This is a genomic window from Pseudomonas sp. Pdm06, from assembly GCF_014851795.1.
Taxonomy (GTDB): domain Bacteria; phylum Pseudomonadota; class Gammaproteobacteria; order Pseudomonadales; family Pseudomonadaceae; genus Aquipseudomonas; species Aquipseudomonas fluorescens_AA.
Genome location: NZ_JACVAH010000011.1, coordinates 21,128 through 35,754, shown reverse-complemented (window position 1 = coordinate 35,754; position 14,627 = coordinate 21,128). Strand labels below are relative to the sequence as shown.

The window sequence follows — 14,627 nt, the reverse complement described above, 5'->3', positions numbered from 1 at the left end:
ACTGTTCAGTTGCCTTTCGGATACCAGACCAACCGCTCCGCCGCCGGGTTGCGCTCTTGCACTTCGAAGCCCAGCGCCAGGTAGTGCCGGCGCGCATGGGGGTTGCTGGTCCAGACCACGGTCGCCACCGGGCAACGGATCTGTTGCGCGGCTTTCTGCACCCCTTGCAACACCGCCCGGCCATACCCCTGCCCGCGCGCCTGGGGGATGAACGCCAGGTACAGCACGCGAATTTCATTGGGGCCGAAATCCGTGCTCAAGGCACCGATCGCGGTGCCGAGTTTTTCCACGACGTAATGCATGGCGTCGGGGAAGTTCTCGCCCAACCCTTGCTCCTGCACCTGGAACTGCTGGGCAATCACCTGCTGCACCTGTTCGGGGTCACCGTCGATCCATTGCAGGTCCGGCCGCGCCGCCTGGTACAGGCCCTGCAGGAACGGACCATCGCTGACCCGCGATGGACGCACCACCAATCCCTCTGCCGCCACTGAATCCATGCTCGCTCCCTAGGACTAGAACCCGCTTTCCCTTACACCCAACGCCGCCAACCGTCGCCAGGCCGCTCCCAACACCGACTCGCCCTTGCCCTGCAACACCGCCACGCCACGCAGCGGCTGCGCCGGAGCGGACGCGTCGTCCACTGCACTCAGCCGCACACCGTACTGAGCCTGCACCGGCTCGGCCCGTTGCTGCGAATCGCGGCGCACCGCAATCGGCCCATGGTGGTCGGACGTCAACGCTTGTTGTTCGACCCAGGCCACGCCATTGGTGTCGATTTCATTCAACTGCACGGCAATCGACGTGTGCATCGGATCGTCCGCGATGAACCGTCCCGTGGCGCCCGGCCCGACCCGCCAAAGCTCGGCTTCGGTGAGGTACCCGCGCAACCGCGAATCGGTCTGCACCACCCGCGCCAGCACCTGCGTCGGTGACAGCCAGCGCCCTACCGACAGTTGCGGCAACACGTCGCGCACCTGGCCGGCATGGGGCGCACGCAACAACAGGCGTTCACGCTGGGCCACCAGGCCCCGGTACTCGGCCACCGCTTCGGCCAGTTGCTGTTCGATGATGCCGGCATCGGCCGCGGTTTCGCTGCGCCCGGCCTGACGGCGCATCTGCAACTGCTGGATCTGGATTTCCCGGCGCACGATGGCCAGGCGCGAGGTCATGTCCGGCGATTCCAGTTCAATCAATACATCGCCCTGGGCCACGGTCTGGCCGTCGTGCACGTTCACCTGCTTGACCCGTGCCGCCACCGGCGCATGCAAGGCACTGGCCCGCCCGGCCTCGAGCATGGCAGGCACTTCCACCGCGCTGCGCCAGGGCAACAGCAACGCCAACAGCAACGCCAGCAACACCAGGCCGCTCAGGAGCATCCGCCCACCGCGGGCTTGCTCACGGCGACTCCACCATTGCCGCCACTCACTCACGATGGGCATAAAAATGAACCACACCAATTCCACCATCATCAGAAAAATGCCCAGCACCTTGAAGAACAGGTGATAGACCGCCAGGGCAATCCCGAAAAACAACAACGCCCGCCACAGCCAGGAGCCGTATCCCCAGACCAGCAAACGCCGGCGCATCTTCGGCGACCAGGGTTCCGGCGCCGCCGCGCCATAACCGAACAAGGCTTCGCGCAGGCGCCAGCGGCACAGGGCGAACGCACGCCCCTGAAGGTTATCCACCGCCCAGAAATCACTGAGCAGGAAATACCCGTCAAAACGCATGAAAGGGTTCAAATTGATGATCAGCGTGGTGATCCAGGTGGCGCTGGCCAGCATGAACGCCGCGGTGCGTGCCGGCCCGTCAGGCAGCAGCGACCAGGCCAGCAGCGCGATGCACGCCAGCAGCAGCTCGGCCAGGACTCCGCCGGCACCGATCAGCAGCCGTGCGCGACGATCGTTGATCCGCCAGGCGTCGCTGACGTCGGTATAGAACATCGGCAACAGCACCATGAACGCCACGCCCATGCTTTGCACACGACAACCGGCGCGCTTGGCCATGAAGGCATGGCCGAACTCATGGCACAGCTTGGCGAAGAGCAACGCCGTCCCGAAGGCCAGCGCACCGCCCAGGCTGAACAGGTGCGGAAACGTCGCGATGAAGCGCTGCCAGTCCCGCGACACCAGGAAGATGCCGAGGCCCAGGGTCAGCGGCAGGCCATAGCGCAGGATCCCGGGGCCGAACCGCGCCAACCAGGGCCAGGCCCGGTTGAGAAAGGCGTCCGGGCGCCACAGCGGTATGCGAAAAAACAGGTATTGATGCAGCAGGATCTGCCACAGGCTCTGGCGTTGTGCGGCGGTCTTGAAGAGGTAACTGTCGCGCTGTTGTGGGTCCATCGCGCTAATCAGGTCATGGCCACGCAGGAAACCCAGCAGTTGCTCCAGCGACTCGCCATTGAGCGGCAGGCCCGGCTCGCGGTTTGCGGCTTGCAGCACCTGTTCCGGATCGCCCAGGGACCAATGCCGCAACATGCGCATTGCCGCCGCGCCAAGCTTGAAATAGCGCCCGCGCACCGGATCGGCCAAGGTCCACTGCGGCGAACCGTCCGGGTCCGGCGCCGCCGCGGACAATTGCAGGTCCGGCCGCAGGCTCGGCAAGTCCATGCTACAGGCCTACGCTCTGGCGCAGGCCGGCCAATGGCCGCCGCAACAGGTACAACGCCAGCGGCGCGCGGTCGCCAAAGACCTTCGCCGTGCCCCGCAGGCCGATGCGAGGCGCCGTGGCATCGAAACGCGCGTCCAACCGATACGCCAGTTGCCCGGCGGCGGTAGGCTGCGCTTCATAGGCCGAGCGCTCGAGCCAGGCCAGGTGCCGCTGCAACGGGTCGCTGTCGAGAAACAACGCCACTTGCGCACCGGGCTCCAGGGCGATCGCGTCGCCCACCGCCAATTCAATACGCAACTCGGCCTGGTTCGGATCGGCGATTTCCATCAGTCGCTCGCCGGTCTGCACAGGCTTGCCGAGCCAGCGCTCGGCGTCGGCGAACACCGCGATGCCGTCGCGCTCGGCGCGTACTTCGCTGCGCTTGAGCAGTTCAAGCGCGTAGTTGCGCTCGGCGCGTTTCTGTTCGACGCGGGCGGCCAGCAAGTCAATCTTCGAACTGGATTCAGCGTCGGCAAACGAGCGCTGGGAATTGGCCTTGAGTTCGGCCTCAGCCACGCCCAACGCACGCTCGGCCACATCGGCCTGGGCCTTGAGGCTGGTGCTTTCGAAACGCAGCAACAGGTCGCCGTTCTTGACGGTCTGGTTGGGCTTGACCAGGAACTCGGCGATCACCCCATCCAACGGCGCCGCCACCACCTGCCCGCCCAGCGGCACCACTTCGGCGGGGGCCAACACGGACTGGCGCACCGGGATCAGCAAGCCCAGCAGCAACACCGCCACCAGGGCGACCTGGCGCTTGCGCGTCCAACGCAGGCGCCACGGCTTGCGCGGTTGCAGCGCCAGCCACGCATGGCTGTAGGTGTCCCCCAGTTGCGACAGCAGCACTTGTTCGGGTGGGGTCCAGGGCAGGTCCCGGGCCAGCCACAAACCGCCGAATACCTGGCCCTGATGATCGACCAACGGCAGCCAGAACACTTGCCCGGCGGACAGGCTTTGCCAGTCCGCCCGGATGGATTCGCTCACCCCATCGGCGGCGATCACCCGAGCCTGATTCAACAGGCCCTGTTTGAATAGCTGCGCCACCGCCTGCTCGACAAATGCCACGAATGGCGCATTCGGCTCCACGGTACTGACGCCGGTCACCGCCTGGACCTTGCCGGCGATCAACAACGCGGCATGACGAAAGCCGAACAGGGCCTGGCCGTCGTTGACCAGGCTGTAGCTCAATTGTGCCGGCGTTCGTGCGGCCCGGGTCTGGCGTTCAAGGTCAAGGAAGCGGGCAAACACCTGCTCGGCGCTGCCCGATACCGGCGCGTTCACTTGGGCTCCGCGAAACGCGCCGTGCCGCTCATGCCGGACAGCAGGCCGCTGGCATCCGGCACGCTCGCCACCAGCAACAGGGTCTGGCTGCCCTCGTCGATGCGCGCGCCCAGGCGCTTGACCGTCGCTTGCAACGGCTTGCCGGTTTCATCGGGGACGAAGGTAAAGGGCTGGCCAGGCTTGAGCCGGTCCATCCAGCGCGACGGCACCAGCAGGTGGATCTCCAGGGTGCGGTTGTCGACCACATCGAGCAACGGCGCGCCGGCCGCCACGCTTTCATAGCGCTGGACCTTGCGCGCCACCACTTGCCCGTCGAAGGGTGCAACGACGCTGCAACGCTTGACCTGAACCTGGTACACCTGGGATTGAGCCTGGGTTTCATTGAGCCGGGCTTCGGCCCGTGACACTTCAAAACGTCCGACCGACTTCAGCGCCGCCAGTTGCCGGTTATGCGCCAGCTCTTCACTGGCCCCCCGGCTTGCCGCCTGGGCCGCGTTGAGCTGGGCCTGATAGGCCGAGCAATCGAACCGCGCCAGGGTATCGCCCTTCTTGAACGACTCGCCCTCGCTAAACGGCAACTCGACGATGCGCCCGGCCAACTCGCTGGCCAGCACCGCCTGGTCTCGCGCCCGAAGCACCCCACGTGCCTCGTCGCCACTCGGCGCACTGGCCGTGACGCCGCTTTCCAGCAGAGGATCGTCCGCGACAGGCGTTTGCGCCTGCACGCCGCACGTTACAAAGGTCAATCCCACAACCCAACTACTCAAACGTCCCATGCCGTTACTCCCTGACGGATGGGCGGAGTCTACGACAGCGGTGGGGGGCGTCAAGGGAGGCGAGAAATTTGGTGGTCATACACGCCCTGTGGCGAGGGGATTTATCCCCGCTGGGACGCGAAGCGGCCCTGAAAGCAGTCATCTCGGTGTGTCTGGCTGCTGTTCTTCAGCCATTTGGGTCTGCTACGCAGCCCAGCGGGGATAAATCCCCTCGCCACAGGTCAAGTAACATCAGCACTTATAGCGTTGACCTCTCGGCCCCTTCAGCCTAGGATTCGCTCACTGCTCAACCTCGTACGCAGAGATTAAATTCTCTGGCCGTTGGGGTGAAAACACCGGCTTCGGCCGGTTTTTTCGTTTTTAGGGGTTGAGAACAACCCCTGAGTTGAACGCGCTCCCTGTGGCGAGGGGATTTATCCCCTCGCCACAGGTTAACCATGCCCCGATCCAAACGGTTCCATGCCTGACGGGTGTCGCGGCTGGCTACGTCACCAACCGCAACTCACCATCCCGATACACAACCTCACGCCCCAGCCACGTCACATCCACCTGCGGCAGCACCGCCGAGGGTTTGCGCAGCTCACGCAGCAGCGTCGAGCCGTGGGACAAACGCCCACCCATTCGCGCAATCACGGCCCGGGCGCTTTGATAGTGTGCATGGCGACCAGGGTCCAGGGTGTCTTCCAACAAAATGTCCTCGCCCAGAATCCCCTGGGCCTGCCCCGGATAAATCATGAAGCCGCTGGCCTGCTCGGTGCCTTCACGACCGTCCTGCCAGAAGCTGCCATCGCGGGTGCGGATGTCCGGGTGCGGCGCGAACCAATGTGCTCGGTCAGCCGTCGGCATGGCGTGGTGCAGGCGGAAGAACATGCGCATCAGGTTGTCGCGATACCATTCGCGCACTTGCAGGTAGTAACCACGCAAGCCCGGCAAGCCGGTCGAATGAGCAACACGAATCGCCAGGGGCCATTCTGGAAAGGCCTGCAAGGGCAACTCGGTTGGTGCTGGGCGTGGCGTTGCCGGGTCGGTTTCCCAGGGCAGGCGATGGGGGCTGTGTTCAAGGTCGTCATAGGCGGTCGGCGGTCGCCCCAACAGGTCGCCGCCACTGCTGGCCAAGGCGCTGGCGATGCACAGGTTGCCCTGCACCACAAACACATAGAAGCGGGTGAACCAGTCGGCCAATTGCTGGCCGTCGGCGCCTTGTGTGGTCAGTTCGTGCAGCTCTCGGTCAAAACGTCGCAAGCCGTTTTCCAACGTCAGCAAATGCCCGCGGGCGATGCGTTGCATCCGCAGGAACAACGGCAGCGAGCGCAGCAGGCGCAGTGGCCGCCAAGGCAGGTGCGGTGTCGCGCCGCCGACCTCGCCCGCGTAGCTGCTGGCGCTGATGCCCCAGTCAGCCAGTCGGGCGAGAAACAAATCATTGTTGATGTACGACGCACCGCCAAACACCGCCGTGAACGGCTCGTTGTCCTGCAACACCCGCGAGTCCCAGCGCGCCATGATCGCCGGAATGCTCGCCGCCGCGCGGCGCTGGGCGTACTCCACCAACACGCTGGGTTGCGGCGGCAGGATCTCGGCGATGTTGGCAGCGGTCAGGTGGCGACGCCAGCCGTAGTCGCTGATCGGCCGGTATTGCAGCAGCCACAGCTGGGTGCCGTCCCAAGCCCATTCGACGTCGCCGGGCACGTAGTGGAAGACCCGCAGCACGCCTTGCAGGAAACGCCACAGCACGTCTTCGGTCAGGCCATGGGCGGGCTTGAATGTGCCGCTGTTCCATGACTCGCCGAGGCGGGAAATGATCGCGCGTTCGGGGCTCACCTGACCATCGGCCAACGACTCCAGGTGATCTTCGACCCACTCCAGCTCGACGGATAGGTGGCGCACGAAGGCAATCCCCGACAACCGCGGCGTGATGAAACGCTGGACCACCACTTCCTCGACACCCGCCGCCGTCAACTCGGCAATGCGCACTGGCACGTTGTGCGTCGGTTCACGCAAGAACGTGGTGCTCAGGCCGGCATTGGCCGCATCGGCCTGATCTTCGCCATAACTGGAGGAACGCACGGCCCAGATAGCTTCCGCCTGGCTCTTCAAAAAACCTGGTAAGCGCGGATCATGACAGTCGTTGAGCGACAGCGCCGCAGGCACCGCTTGCCCGGCCAGCTCCGCCAGGCACAAGCGCCCACCCTTGGTGTGCGCAACGAACCCACGCTCGCCGGACTCCAGCCATGCGGCGAACTCGGCCGGGGAGTCGATCCACGGGTAGTGACCCCAGCCGGGTTTCAGGCTGATGGTCAGATCGGCACGGGCCAAAATGGCGGACCAGGCGGCCGCTTGGGCAACGCCCAGCACCTTGTCCTGATCGCCCCAGACCAGTTCGACCGGGTCGGTGATCCATTCCAGCAGTGGCAACGCGGTATCCGCACGCAGTTGATCCCAGAGCGGCACAAAGGCGCGGCAGCGGGCATACCCGGCGCCCATGCGCTGGTATTGCGCAGACGTCCAGGTCTGGCGGGAGAATTTGTGGGCAAACAGCGTCGGCTTATTCGAGAGCAACCAGTGAATGGTCTTGCGAATCGGCAACGGCGACATCAACGCCGGCAGTCGTCGCTGCCACAAAAAAGCGCCCACCGGCGCCAGCAACACGCTGCGGCAAAAGTGTCCCGGCTGACGTTGCAGCGCATGCAGCACCAACAACGCACTCATCCCCACCGCCATGATCGCGCTGCCCTTGACCGTCGCCGCCAGCAACGCCTGGGCGTAGGCCGTCAGGTCCTCGCCAGGGGCTTGGGGGTTGTTGCCGAAGCCGGGCAGTTCCAGCGGCACCACGTCGTGGTGTTGAAAATGCGGCAACGCGTCGTCCCACCAATCGGCGGCGCTACCGTTGCCGGCCAGCAGGTACATCCGGGGCTTGCTCATGGACGGTCCTCAGGCCAGGTCGCGCAGGGCAGCGTCGAGGGTCGGGTAACGGAACGTGTAACCGGCCTCGACGAGACGATTGGGCACCACGCGCTGGCCGTCGAAAAACAACTGGGCCATCTCACCCGCCAGGGCACGCACTGGCGCGGCTGGGATGTGGAACCACACCGGACGCTTGAGTACCTTGCCCACGCGCTCGGCGAACAGCGCCTGACTGACGGTTTCTGGCGCCACCAGGTTGTAGGTGCCGCTCAGGCTTTCGTCATCGAACGCACGGGCGATCACTTGGATGACATCGTCGCGGTGCACCCAACTCATGATTTGCCGACCGTCGCCCATCCGCCCGCCGAACCCCAGGCGAAACGGAATCAGCAGCGGCAGTAATGCACCACCCGGGCCGAACACCACGCCCAGGCGCATCACCACCTGGCGCACGCCCAGCTCAGTGGCGGGCAGCGCTGAAGCCTCCCAACGCGCGCAGAGTTCAGCCATGAAGCCCTCGCCCCGGGTGGCGCTTTCATCGAGGCTTTCGCTGGCGTCGCGCACGCCATAAAAACCGACGGCCGAGGCCTGTATCCACAAGGCCGGTTTGTGTCGGGCGTTTTTCAACCAGGTCATCAAGGCTTCGGTGGTGTTGACCCGACTCGCAATGAGTTGTGCCTGACGTGTCGGGCTCCAGCGCGGCCCGGCCACCGGCGCGCCCGCCAGGTTGATCACGACGTCGAAGGTTTCGTCATGGCCCAGTTTGCCCAACGAACGCAGGCACCGGGCACGGCCGTCGAACAGATAGGCCGCTTTCAAGGGATCGCGGGCCAGCACGCTGACCGTGTGCCCGGCGTCGAGCAATTGGTTGACCAGGGCCTCGCCGATAAACCCGGTGCCCCCCGTCACCAGCACGCGCTTATAGGCACCGCCCGCGAATGGATTGGCCGGTCGGCCTTGACGCTGCATGCGCAATGCCGCTAATCCATCACGAATCCCCGAGGCCGTGACGCCGATGGCGAACAAGGTCAGCAGCCAACCGCGCCAGCCGAAATCGATCGCAACCAGGCCGGTCGGCAGACTCGCCCACTGCGCCAGTTGCACACCGTACAGCGCGAAAAACGCCCCGCCGTTGACCGCCAGCACCGTGTGCATGATGCGCTCGATGGCGGGCAACTTGCGGGTCCGGTCCTCGACCACGAAATCCCAGAGCGTCAGGCCGATCTCCAGCGCGAACAGCAAGCCAATGACAATCGCCCACGTCCCCTGGAAGGCCAGGTGCGCCATGCCCAGGAACAGAATCCCGTAGAAACACGAACGCAGGGCATGGATGGAAAGCTCCAGGCGAGCACTGTGGCGATAGGGCAAGGCGACGGTAAGTTCGTGGTGATACAGGGTATCCAGCGCGCCCAGGATCGCCTGGGCGATCAACAGCGTGATGGCCCAGTCCAGCAGGGAAAAGTCAGGCATGGTTTGCATCACTCGGCGCGTGGTCAGTCAGGGAGGTGCGGCGGTCGTGGCGGTAGAGCCAGAACAGCGGCGGCAGTAACAGCAGCAGCGCGAGACTGTCGAGCCACAAGTGCGACCAGACGCGCGCCTGGGCGGAAATCAACATGTCCTGGGGCGCCCAGAGCAGGATGCCGGCGATTATCCAGGCCCAAGGCATGGCGCTTTTCAGTCGATTGCCTATGTGCACGAGGGCGAGCATGTACAGCGCGTAGCTTTGCAACGTGGCGCCGAACAAGGCCAGCCACCAGACCTGCTGTGCGCGGGCCGTAACGGGCACTGCGGCAGCGCCCCAGAAGGTCTGTTCGATGTTTTGCAGGTAGCCATCGAACAAGCCCGAATGGCCTGCCCAGCTCAGGGTGATGCCGGCAAGCAGATGCATCAGGGCGGCGGCATAAAGCCAATTGACCAAGGCTTTGCGAAGGGGGCTTTGAGGGACTGGCATTCCGTGTCCTGAAGGCTTGCTGGAGGGTCGCAAGTCTAATGGAAAAGGAGGAGGCTTTATCTGGCTATTTGGATTGGGTGCACTCGTACAGTTGGGTCCTAGGAGATTTCCTTCAAGTTGTAGCGATGTTGGTGAACTTGTCCGGCTTCGGGCCCGCCGCTAGTCTGGGTTTGTCACTGAAAAAACGGTGACACGGACGTGCAAGTCCGGGTAAAAGACGTCGCACACTGCTATCAGCCCTGACTAAGGCTCTCTTTATGGCAGTTGTGCGTGGGAGATTTTTCCGTAAGGAAGAGTCTGCCGGGGTTCCGTCTGCCCGGTCTTGCACACCTGCGTACAACTGCCACCTCATTTGCGTGCAAGCAAAGAGTGTCAGTTCCAACACTACAGATGGAGCTACATGACATGTTCAAAGTGACACCAAATCCGCCAGGCGATCCTGGCAACAGCTCTGGCACATCCTCGAAAACCAAAAAACTCGACGAAACCGCCGAGCGCGTTCTCGACTATTACCTCAATCCCAAACCGGCCGATGAAACCTCGGGCAAAACCCAAACCGCCCACCTCTTCATGGTCGCCCCGGACATCGACACCGAAACCCTGCTGGCCAATGCCTCCGAAGACCTGCTGTCCATCAGCGCCATCACCGCCGACCTGGCGGATGACGTTGAAGGCAGTCGTCGCAGTGTCATCCTGGCGATCAGCCGCATGGCTGATGGCGTGCATTTATTGGTGGAGCGGGCGATGGATCGGCTTGAGGTCCAGGCGTCGGGCTGACGTTCCCGTGGTGGATTGAAAACCGCCATCGCGAGCAAGCTCGCTCCCACAGTTAAACAGTGTTGACCTCAATTTTTCGGTTCTACACAAATCCAGTGTGGGAGCGAGCTTGCTCGCGATGACGCCAGCCCAGACAACCCAGAATCCGTGGCGAGGGAGCTTGCTCCCGCTCGACTGCGCAGCAGTCGCAAAACCAGACAACGCGGTCAGGCTGAAGAAACCCAGGGGCCTGCTTCGCAGGCCAGCGGGAGCAAGCTCCCTCGCCACAGGGTTCATTCACTCCACCGATCAGCGCTGCATCCCCCAACGCTTCACCGTCACCCGCTCCAGGCTGTCGAACACCAGGTTCTCCACCAGCAACCCGATCAAAATCACCACCGCCAACCCGGCAAACACCTTGTCGGTGTACAGCTCGTTGCGGTTCTGGAAGATGTACCAGCCCAGGCCGCCCTTGCCGCTGGTGGCGCCGAATACCAGTTCGGCGGCGATCAGGGTACGCCAGGCGAAGGCCCAGCCGATCTTCAGCCCGGCGAGAATCGACGGCAGCGCCGCCGGGATCAGGATGAACAGCACAAAACGCAGGCCCCGCAGCCCATAGTTGCGCCCGGCCATGCGCAGCGTTTCCGACACACCGAGAAACCCCGAATACATGTTCAACGCCAGCGCCCACAACACCGAATGCACCAGCACAAAAATCAGACTGTTCTGCCCCAGGCCAAACCACAGCAGCGCCAACGGCAACAGGGCGATGGCCGGCAGCGGATTGAACATCGACGTCAACGTGCTGAGCAGGTCGCGGCCCAACTGCGTCGACACTGCCAAGGTGGTCAAGCCAAACGCCAGGATGATGCCCAGTAGATAGCCCTTGAGCAGCACCACCAGGGAAATCCACACCTTGCCCAACAGCTCGCCGCTGAGCAAACCGTCGTACAAGGCGCTGGCGGTCTGCAAGAAGCTCGGCAGCAGCAGGTCGTTGTTCTGGTAACGCGCCACGCCCTCCCACACCACCGCCAGCAATAACAGGATCAAACTTTTGCGCAGCCAACCCTGTTGCCAGAGGCGCTGGCCCAAGGGCAACTCGCGCTCCAAGGGCACGTGGGTCAAAGGTTGCAGATCGACTTCGTATTCTTCGCGCGCAGGCGATAACTGACTCATGAAAGGTCCCCTTAATACGCAATACGGATGTCGGTGAAATCCAGCTCATGCTCGGTTTCAGGCGGCTGACCTTCATTGAACAGCAGCCCATGAATCCGCCGGGCCGTGTGCTGGAACCCCACGCCACCGAGGCTGTGCAGATCGTATTGATGGCTGTGGATTTCCGCCCGGACCCGCCCCGGATGTGGTGACAACAGCAGGATGCGATTACCCACCACCAGCGCTTCTTCAATCGAGTGGGTGACGAACAGCAGGGTGAAACGCACCTCTTCCCAGAGCAGCAGCAGTTCTTCCTGCATCTTGCGTCGGGTCAGGGCATCGAGGGCGGCGAAAGGCTCGTCCATCAAGAGGATTTTCGGCTGCATCGCCAACGCCCGGGCAATCGCGACGCGAGCTTTCATGCCACCGGACAACGTGTGAGGGTAGGCATCGGCAAACGCCGCCAGACCCACCTTGTCGAGGTAATGCAGCGCCCGCTCCTCGGCCTCGCGACGCTTGAGGGTGCCGGACGCCAGCAACGCGAACATCACGTTCTGCTTGACGGTTTTCCACGGTGGCAGTTGGTCGAACTCCTGGAACACCACGATCCGGTCCGGTCCCGGCGCGTTGACGGTTTGGCCTTGCAAGCGAATCTCGCCTTCGCACGGCGTGATGAAGCCACCAATGGCCTTGAGCAAGGTGGACTTGCCGCACCCGGACGGGCCAAGCAAAACAAAACGGTCCGCAGGGTCGACTTCGAAACTCACTTGGTGGGTGGCCCGCACCACCCGCTGCGGGGTGCGGTATTCCAGGCTGACGTTATCCACCGACAACAATGCCGTGTCGGTGCGGGTGGGGTTGCTGGCCGCGTGGCCTTGCAAAAGCGCGTTCATGACAATCAGCTCCCCTGCAACGGTTTGGCGTCCTGGAAGAAATAATCTTCCCACGACGCCGGCTTGTTCTTGATGGCGCCGACGCGGTAGAGGAATTCCGCCAGCGGGTAGGTGTTTTTCGGGGTGACGGTGAATTCGATCTGCGGGTTGTCGATGATTTTCAACAAGGTCGCCCGGTCGATCTTGGCCTTGGTCACCCGCAGGTAGGTGTCCGCCGCCGCACCTTTGTCCTTCTGGGCGAACTCGGCCGCTTCGGTCAGCGCCTCGACGAACGCCTTGTAGGTCTTCGGATTCTCTTCGCGGAATTTCTCGGTGGCGAACAGCACCGTGGGCGAGTTTGGCCCGAGCACGTCATAGGAGTTGAGCACCACATGGACGTTGGGGTTTTGCAGGGCCTGGTCCTGGAACGGCGGGTTGGAAAAATGCCCGGTCAACTCGGTGCCGCCGGCAATCAACGCCGCCGTGGCGTCCGGGTGCGGGACAGCCAAGGTGTACTTGTCGAGGCGATTGAAGTCCTTGTCGCCCCACTGCTTGGCGGCGGCGTATTGCAGGAAACGCGACTGCACCGAAACTCCCACCGCGGGCACCGCGATGCGGTCCTTCTCGGTGAAGTCGGCAATGGTCTTGACGTTGGGGTTGTTGCTCAACAGGTAATAGGGAAAGTTGCCCAACGAGGCCACGGCCTTGACGTTCTGCTTGCCACGGGTACGGTCCCAGACGGTCAACAACGGCCCGACGCCGGCTCCGGCAATGTCGATGGAACCCGACAGCAATGCATCGTTGACCGCCGCCCCGCCGGACAGTTGGGTCCAATCGACCTTGATGTCGATACCCTCTTCCTTGCCGTGCTTCTCGATCAATTGCTGGTCGCGGACCACGTTCAGCAACAGGTAAACGATGCCGAACTGCTCGGCGATCCGAATCTCGCCTTCGGCGTGGGCGCTGGCCGGCGCGACCAGGCTGCCGGCCAGCAAACTGAAGCCCAGGCCGATGGCGGCGGCCAGCGGTGCAAAAGCAATGCGTTTGGACATGGTGATTCTCCGGGCTCTTTGCGCGAGGCGCAGCCGATCAGAAAGGGGCGTCGCCCTGGATGGTGGTGCGATACAGCTTGCGGCGCAGATGGCTCGGGCAACCGGCAGCCAGGTGGATCAGCGAGCGGTTGTCCCAGAACACCAAGTCATGGGGCTGCCATTGATGGCGATAGATGTTTTGAGGCAACACGCTGTGGGCATACAGCTCCGTCAGGATGGCTTTGCTTTCATCCTCCGGCAGGCCGACGATGCGGGTGGTGAACCCCTCGCTGACGAACAACGCCTTGCGCCCGGTTTCCGGGTGAGTGCGGACGATGGGGTGCACGACCTCGGCCACCTGGGCCAGTTGCTCCGGCGTCAACGTCGGGCGCCAGTTGCCTTCGAATTTGGTTTCGCTGTAACGCGCGGTGTAGGAATGCGCCGCCGAACGGCCCTCGACCGCTTTACGCAGCGTTTCGGGCAAACCGTCCCAGGCCTTGTGCATGTCGGCAAACAGTGTGTCGCCGCCTTCGCTCGGCAGTTCCTGGGCGTGGAGCATCGAGCCGAGGCTGGGCAGTTCCTTATAGGAAAGGTCCGAATGCCAAAACTTGCCTGCATCGCCCAGGCCGATGGATTGGCCGTTTTCGATGATGTTGGAAACGATGAGGATTTCCGGATGCCCGGCCAGCAGGAACTGCTTGAGCACATGGATTTGCAGCACGCCAAAACGGCGGCTGAAGGCGATGTGCTGTTCGGGGGTGATGCGCTGGTCGCGGAACACCACGACGTGATAGTCCAGGTGCGCGCGATGGATACGGGCGAAATCCTGGTCGTTGATGGGCCGGGACAGGTCCAGCCCAACGATCTCGGCGCCGACGGCATCGCGAAACGGGAAGATTCCGAACGACTGCGGCGCGATGGTCGCGGCATTTGAATCTGGAGAAAAAGAGACGGCTGGCATACATCACTCCCACGCACGGCGCGCTTCAATGGGCGCGCAATCGATCAAAACTCACGGGGTCACCGTGTTGGTTTGTGTCGTGCGGCGTGCCGATTGGTCGGCAGGTACGCAGGGGGATGACTTTAAGGGTATAAGAATTGAAATTTAAATACCGTTAATGAATAACGATATGGCGTTTAGCTCAGGTGGCAGAAACTGTGGGAGCGAGCTTGCTCGCGATGGCACCAGGTCAGACACCTATCTGTCGCTGACACACCGCCATCGCGAGCAAGCTCGCTCCCACAAGGGGGTTCG

General features: G+C 63.2%; 12 protein-coding genes. 1 reads left to right on the top strand and 11 read right to left on the bottom strand.

The window, feature by feature from the left end:
- Nucleotides 1-5: 5 nt before the first annotated feature.
- The 7 genes from IB266_RS18215 to IB266_RS18185 all read right to left on the bottom strand — a co-directional run bounded on the left by IB266_RS18215 (nt 6) and on the right by IB266_RS18185 (nt 9,558).
- Nucleotides 6-497 carry a GNAT family N-acetyltransferase gene (locus IB266_RS18215; RefSeq protein WP_060739728.1) on the bottom strand — a complete coding sequence of 164 codons (492 nt, stop codon included), beginning with the start codon at nt 495-497 and terminating at the stop codon, nt 6-8.
- Between the two features lie 15 nt (nt 498-512).
- Entirely contained in the window at nt 513-2,609 is a 2,097-nt protein-coding gene (locus IB266_RS18210; RefSeq protein ID WP_192262001.1) for an efflux RND transporter periplasmic adaptor subunit, read from the bottom strand.
- 1 nt (nt 2,610) lies between these two features.
- Nucleotides 2,611-3,930: an efflux RND transporter periplasmic adaptor subunit gene (locus IB266_RS18205; RefSeq protein ID WP_192262000.1), complete on the bottom strand. Its 1,320-nt coding sequence runs from the start codon at nt 3,928-3,930 to the stop codon at nt 2,611-2,613.
- Nucleotides 3,927-4,706, bottom strand: coding sequence for an efflux RND transporter periplasmic adaptor subunit (locus IB266_RS18200; RefSeq protein ID WP_192261999.1), 780 nt, complete (start codon nt 4,704-4,706; stop codon nt 3,927-3,929). The genes IB266_RS18205 and IB266_RS18200 overlap by 4 nt, the downstream gene beginning before the upstream one ends.
- Nucleotides 4,707-5,189: 483 nt before the next feature.
- The gene (locus IB266_RS18195; RefSeq protein WP_192261998.1) at nt 5,190-7,625 is read right to left on the bottom strand and encodes an alpha/beta fold hydrolase; all 2,436 of its coding nucleotides are present in this window, start codon (nt 7,623-7,625) and stop codon (nt 5,190-5,192) included.
- Between the two features lie 9 nt (nt 7,626-7,634).
- Nucleotides 7,635-9,077: a TIGR01777 family oxidoreductase gene (locus IB266_RS18190; RefSeq protein WP_192261997.1), complete on the bottom strand. Its 1,443-nt coding sequence runs from the start codon at nt 9,075-9,077 to the stop codon at nt 7,635-7,637.
- A complete protein-coding gene (locus IB266_RS18185) occupies nt 9,070-9,558 on the bottom strand; it encodes a cell division protein (protein ID WP_192261996.1) in 489 nt (162 codons plus the stop codon). Before IB266_RS18185 ends, IB266_RS18190 begins: the two co-directional genes overlap by 8 nt.
- A 405-nt stretch (nt 9,559-9,963) precedes the next feature.
- Between IB266_RS18185 and IB266_RS18180 the strand changes: the two genes are divergently transcribed.
- Nucleotides 9,964-10,335 (top strand): DUF6124 family protein, encoded by a 372-nt coding sequence (locus tag IB266_RS18180; protein WP_192261995.1) that lies wholly within the window; start codon nt 9,964-9,966, stop codon nt 10,333-10,335.
- A 288-nt stretch (nt 10,336-10,623) separates the two neighbouring features.
- On the opposite strand, the gene IB266_RS18175 is transcribed toward IB266_RS18180, so the two are convergent.
- The 4 genes from IB266_RS18175 to IB266_RS18160 are packed head-to-tail and all read right to left on the bottom strand — an operon-like array spanning nt 10,624 to nt 14,333.
- Nucleotides 10,624-11,490: an ABC transporter permease gene (locus IB266_RS18175; protein WP_060739737.1), complete on the bottom strand. Its 867-nt coding sequence runs from the start codon at nt 11,488-11,490 to the stop codon at nt 10,624-10,626.
- Nucleotides 11,491-11,501: 11 nt separating this feature from the next.
- Nucleotides 11,502-12,362, bottom strand: coding sequence for an ABC transporter ATP-binding protein (locus IB266_RS18170; RefSeq protein WP_060739738.1), 861 nt, complete (start codon nt 12,360-12,362; stop codon nt 11,502-11,504).
- Between the two features lie 5 nt (nt 12,363-12,367).
- On the bottom strand, nt 12,368-13,393 hold the full coding sequence (locus tag IB266_RS18165; RefSeq protein ID WP_192261994.1) for an ABC transporter substrate-binding protein: 1,026 nt from the start codon (nt 13,391-13,393) through the stop codon (nt 12,368-12,370).
- 37 nt (nt 13,394-13,430) lie between these two features.
- Nucleotides 13,431-14,333 (bottom strand): TauD/TfdA dioxygenase family protein, encoded by a 903-nt coding sequence (locus IB266_RS18160; protein ID WP_192261993.1) that lies wholly within the window; start codon nt 14,331-14,333, stop codon nt 13,431-13,433.
- Nucleotides 14,334-14,627 lie beyond the last annotated feature (294 nt).

What these genes read in the sequence shown, in the direction of transcription:
- IB266_RS18215 (WP_060739728.1), bottom strand. Translation starts at nt 497, where the DNA reads ATGGATTCAGTGGCGGCAGAGGGATTGGTGGTGCGTCCATCGCGGGTC.
- IB266_RS18210 (WP_192262001.1), bottom strand. Translation starts at nt 2,609, where the DNA reads ATGGACTTGCCGAGCCTGCGGCCGGACCTGCAATTGTCCGCGGCGGCG.
- IB266_RS18200 (WP_192261999.1), bottom strand. Translation starts at nt 4,706, where the DNA reads ATGGGACGTTTGAGTAGTTGGGTTGTGGGATTGACCTTTGTAACGTGC.
- IB266_RS18195 (WP_192261998.1), bottom strand. Translation starts at nt 7,625, where the DNA reads ATGAGCAAGCCCCGGATGTACCTGCTGGCCGGCAACGGTAGCGCCGCC.
- IB266_RS18190 (WP_192261997.1), bottom strand. Translation starts at nt 9,077, where the DNA reads ATGCCTGACTTTTCCCTGCTGGACTGGGCCATCACGCTGTTGATCGCC.
- IB266_RS18185 (WP_192261996.1), bottom strand. Translation starts at nt 9,558, where the DNA reads ATGCCAGTCCCTCAAAGCCCCCTTCGCAAAGCCTTGGTCAATTGGCTT.
- IB266_RS18180 (WP_192261995.1), top strand. Translation starts at nt 9,964, where the DNA reads ATGTTCAAAGTGACACCAAATCCGCCAGGCGATCCTGGCAACAGCTCT.
- IB266_RS18175 (WP_060739737.1), bottom strand. Translation starts at nt 11,490, where the DNA reads ATGAGTCAGTTATCGCCTGCGCGCGAAGAATACGAAGTCGATCTGCAA.
- IB266_RS18170 (WP_060739738.1), bottom strand. Translation starts at nt 12,362, where the DNA reads ATGAACGCGCTTTTGCAAGGCCACGCGGCCAGCAACCCCACCCGCACC.
- IB266_RS18165 (WP_192261994.1), bottom strand. Translation starts at nt 13,393, where the DNA reads ATGTCCAAACGCATTGCTTTTGCACCGCTGGCCGCCGCCATCGGCCTG.
- IB266_RS18160 (WP_192261993.1), bottom strand. Translation starts at nt 14,333, where the DNA reads ATGCCAGCCGTCTCTTTTTCTCCAGATTCAAATGCCGCGACCATCGCG.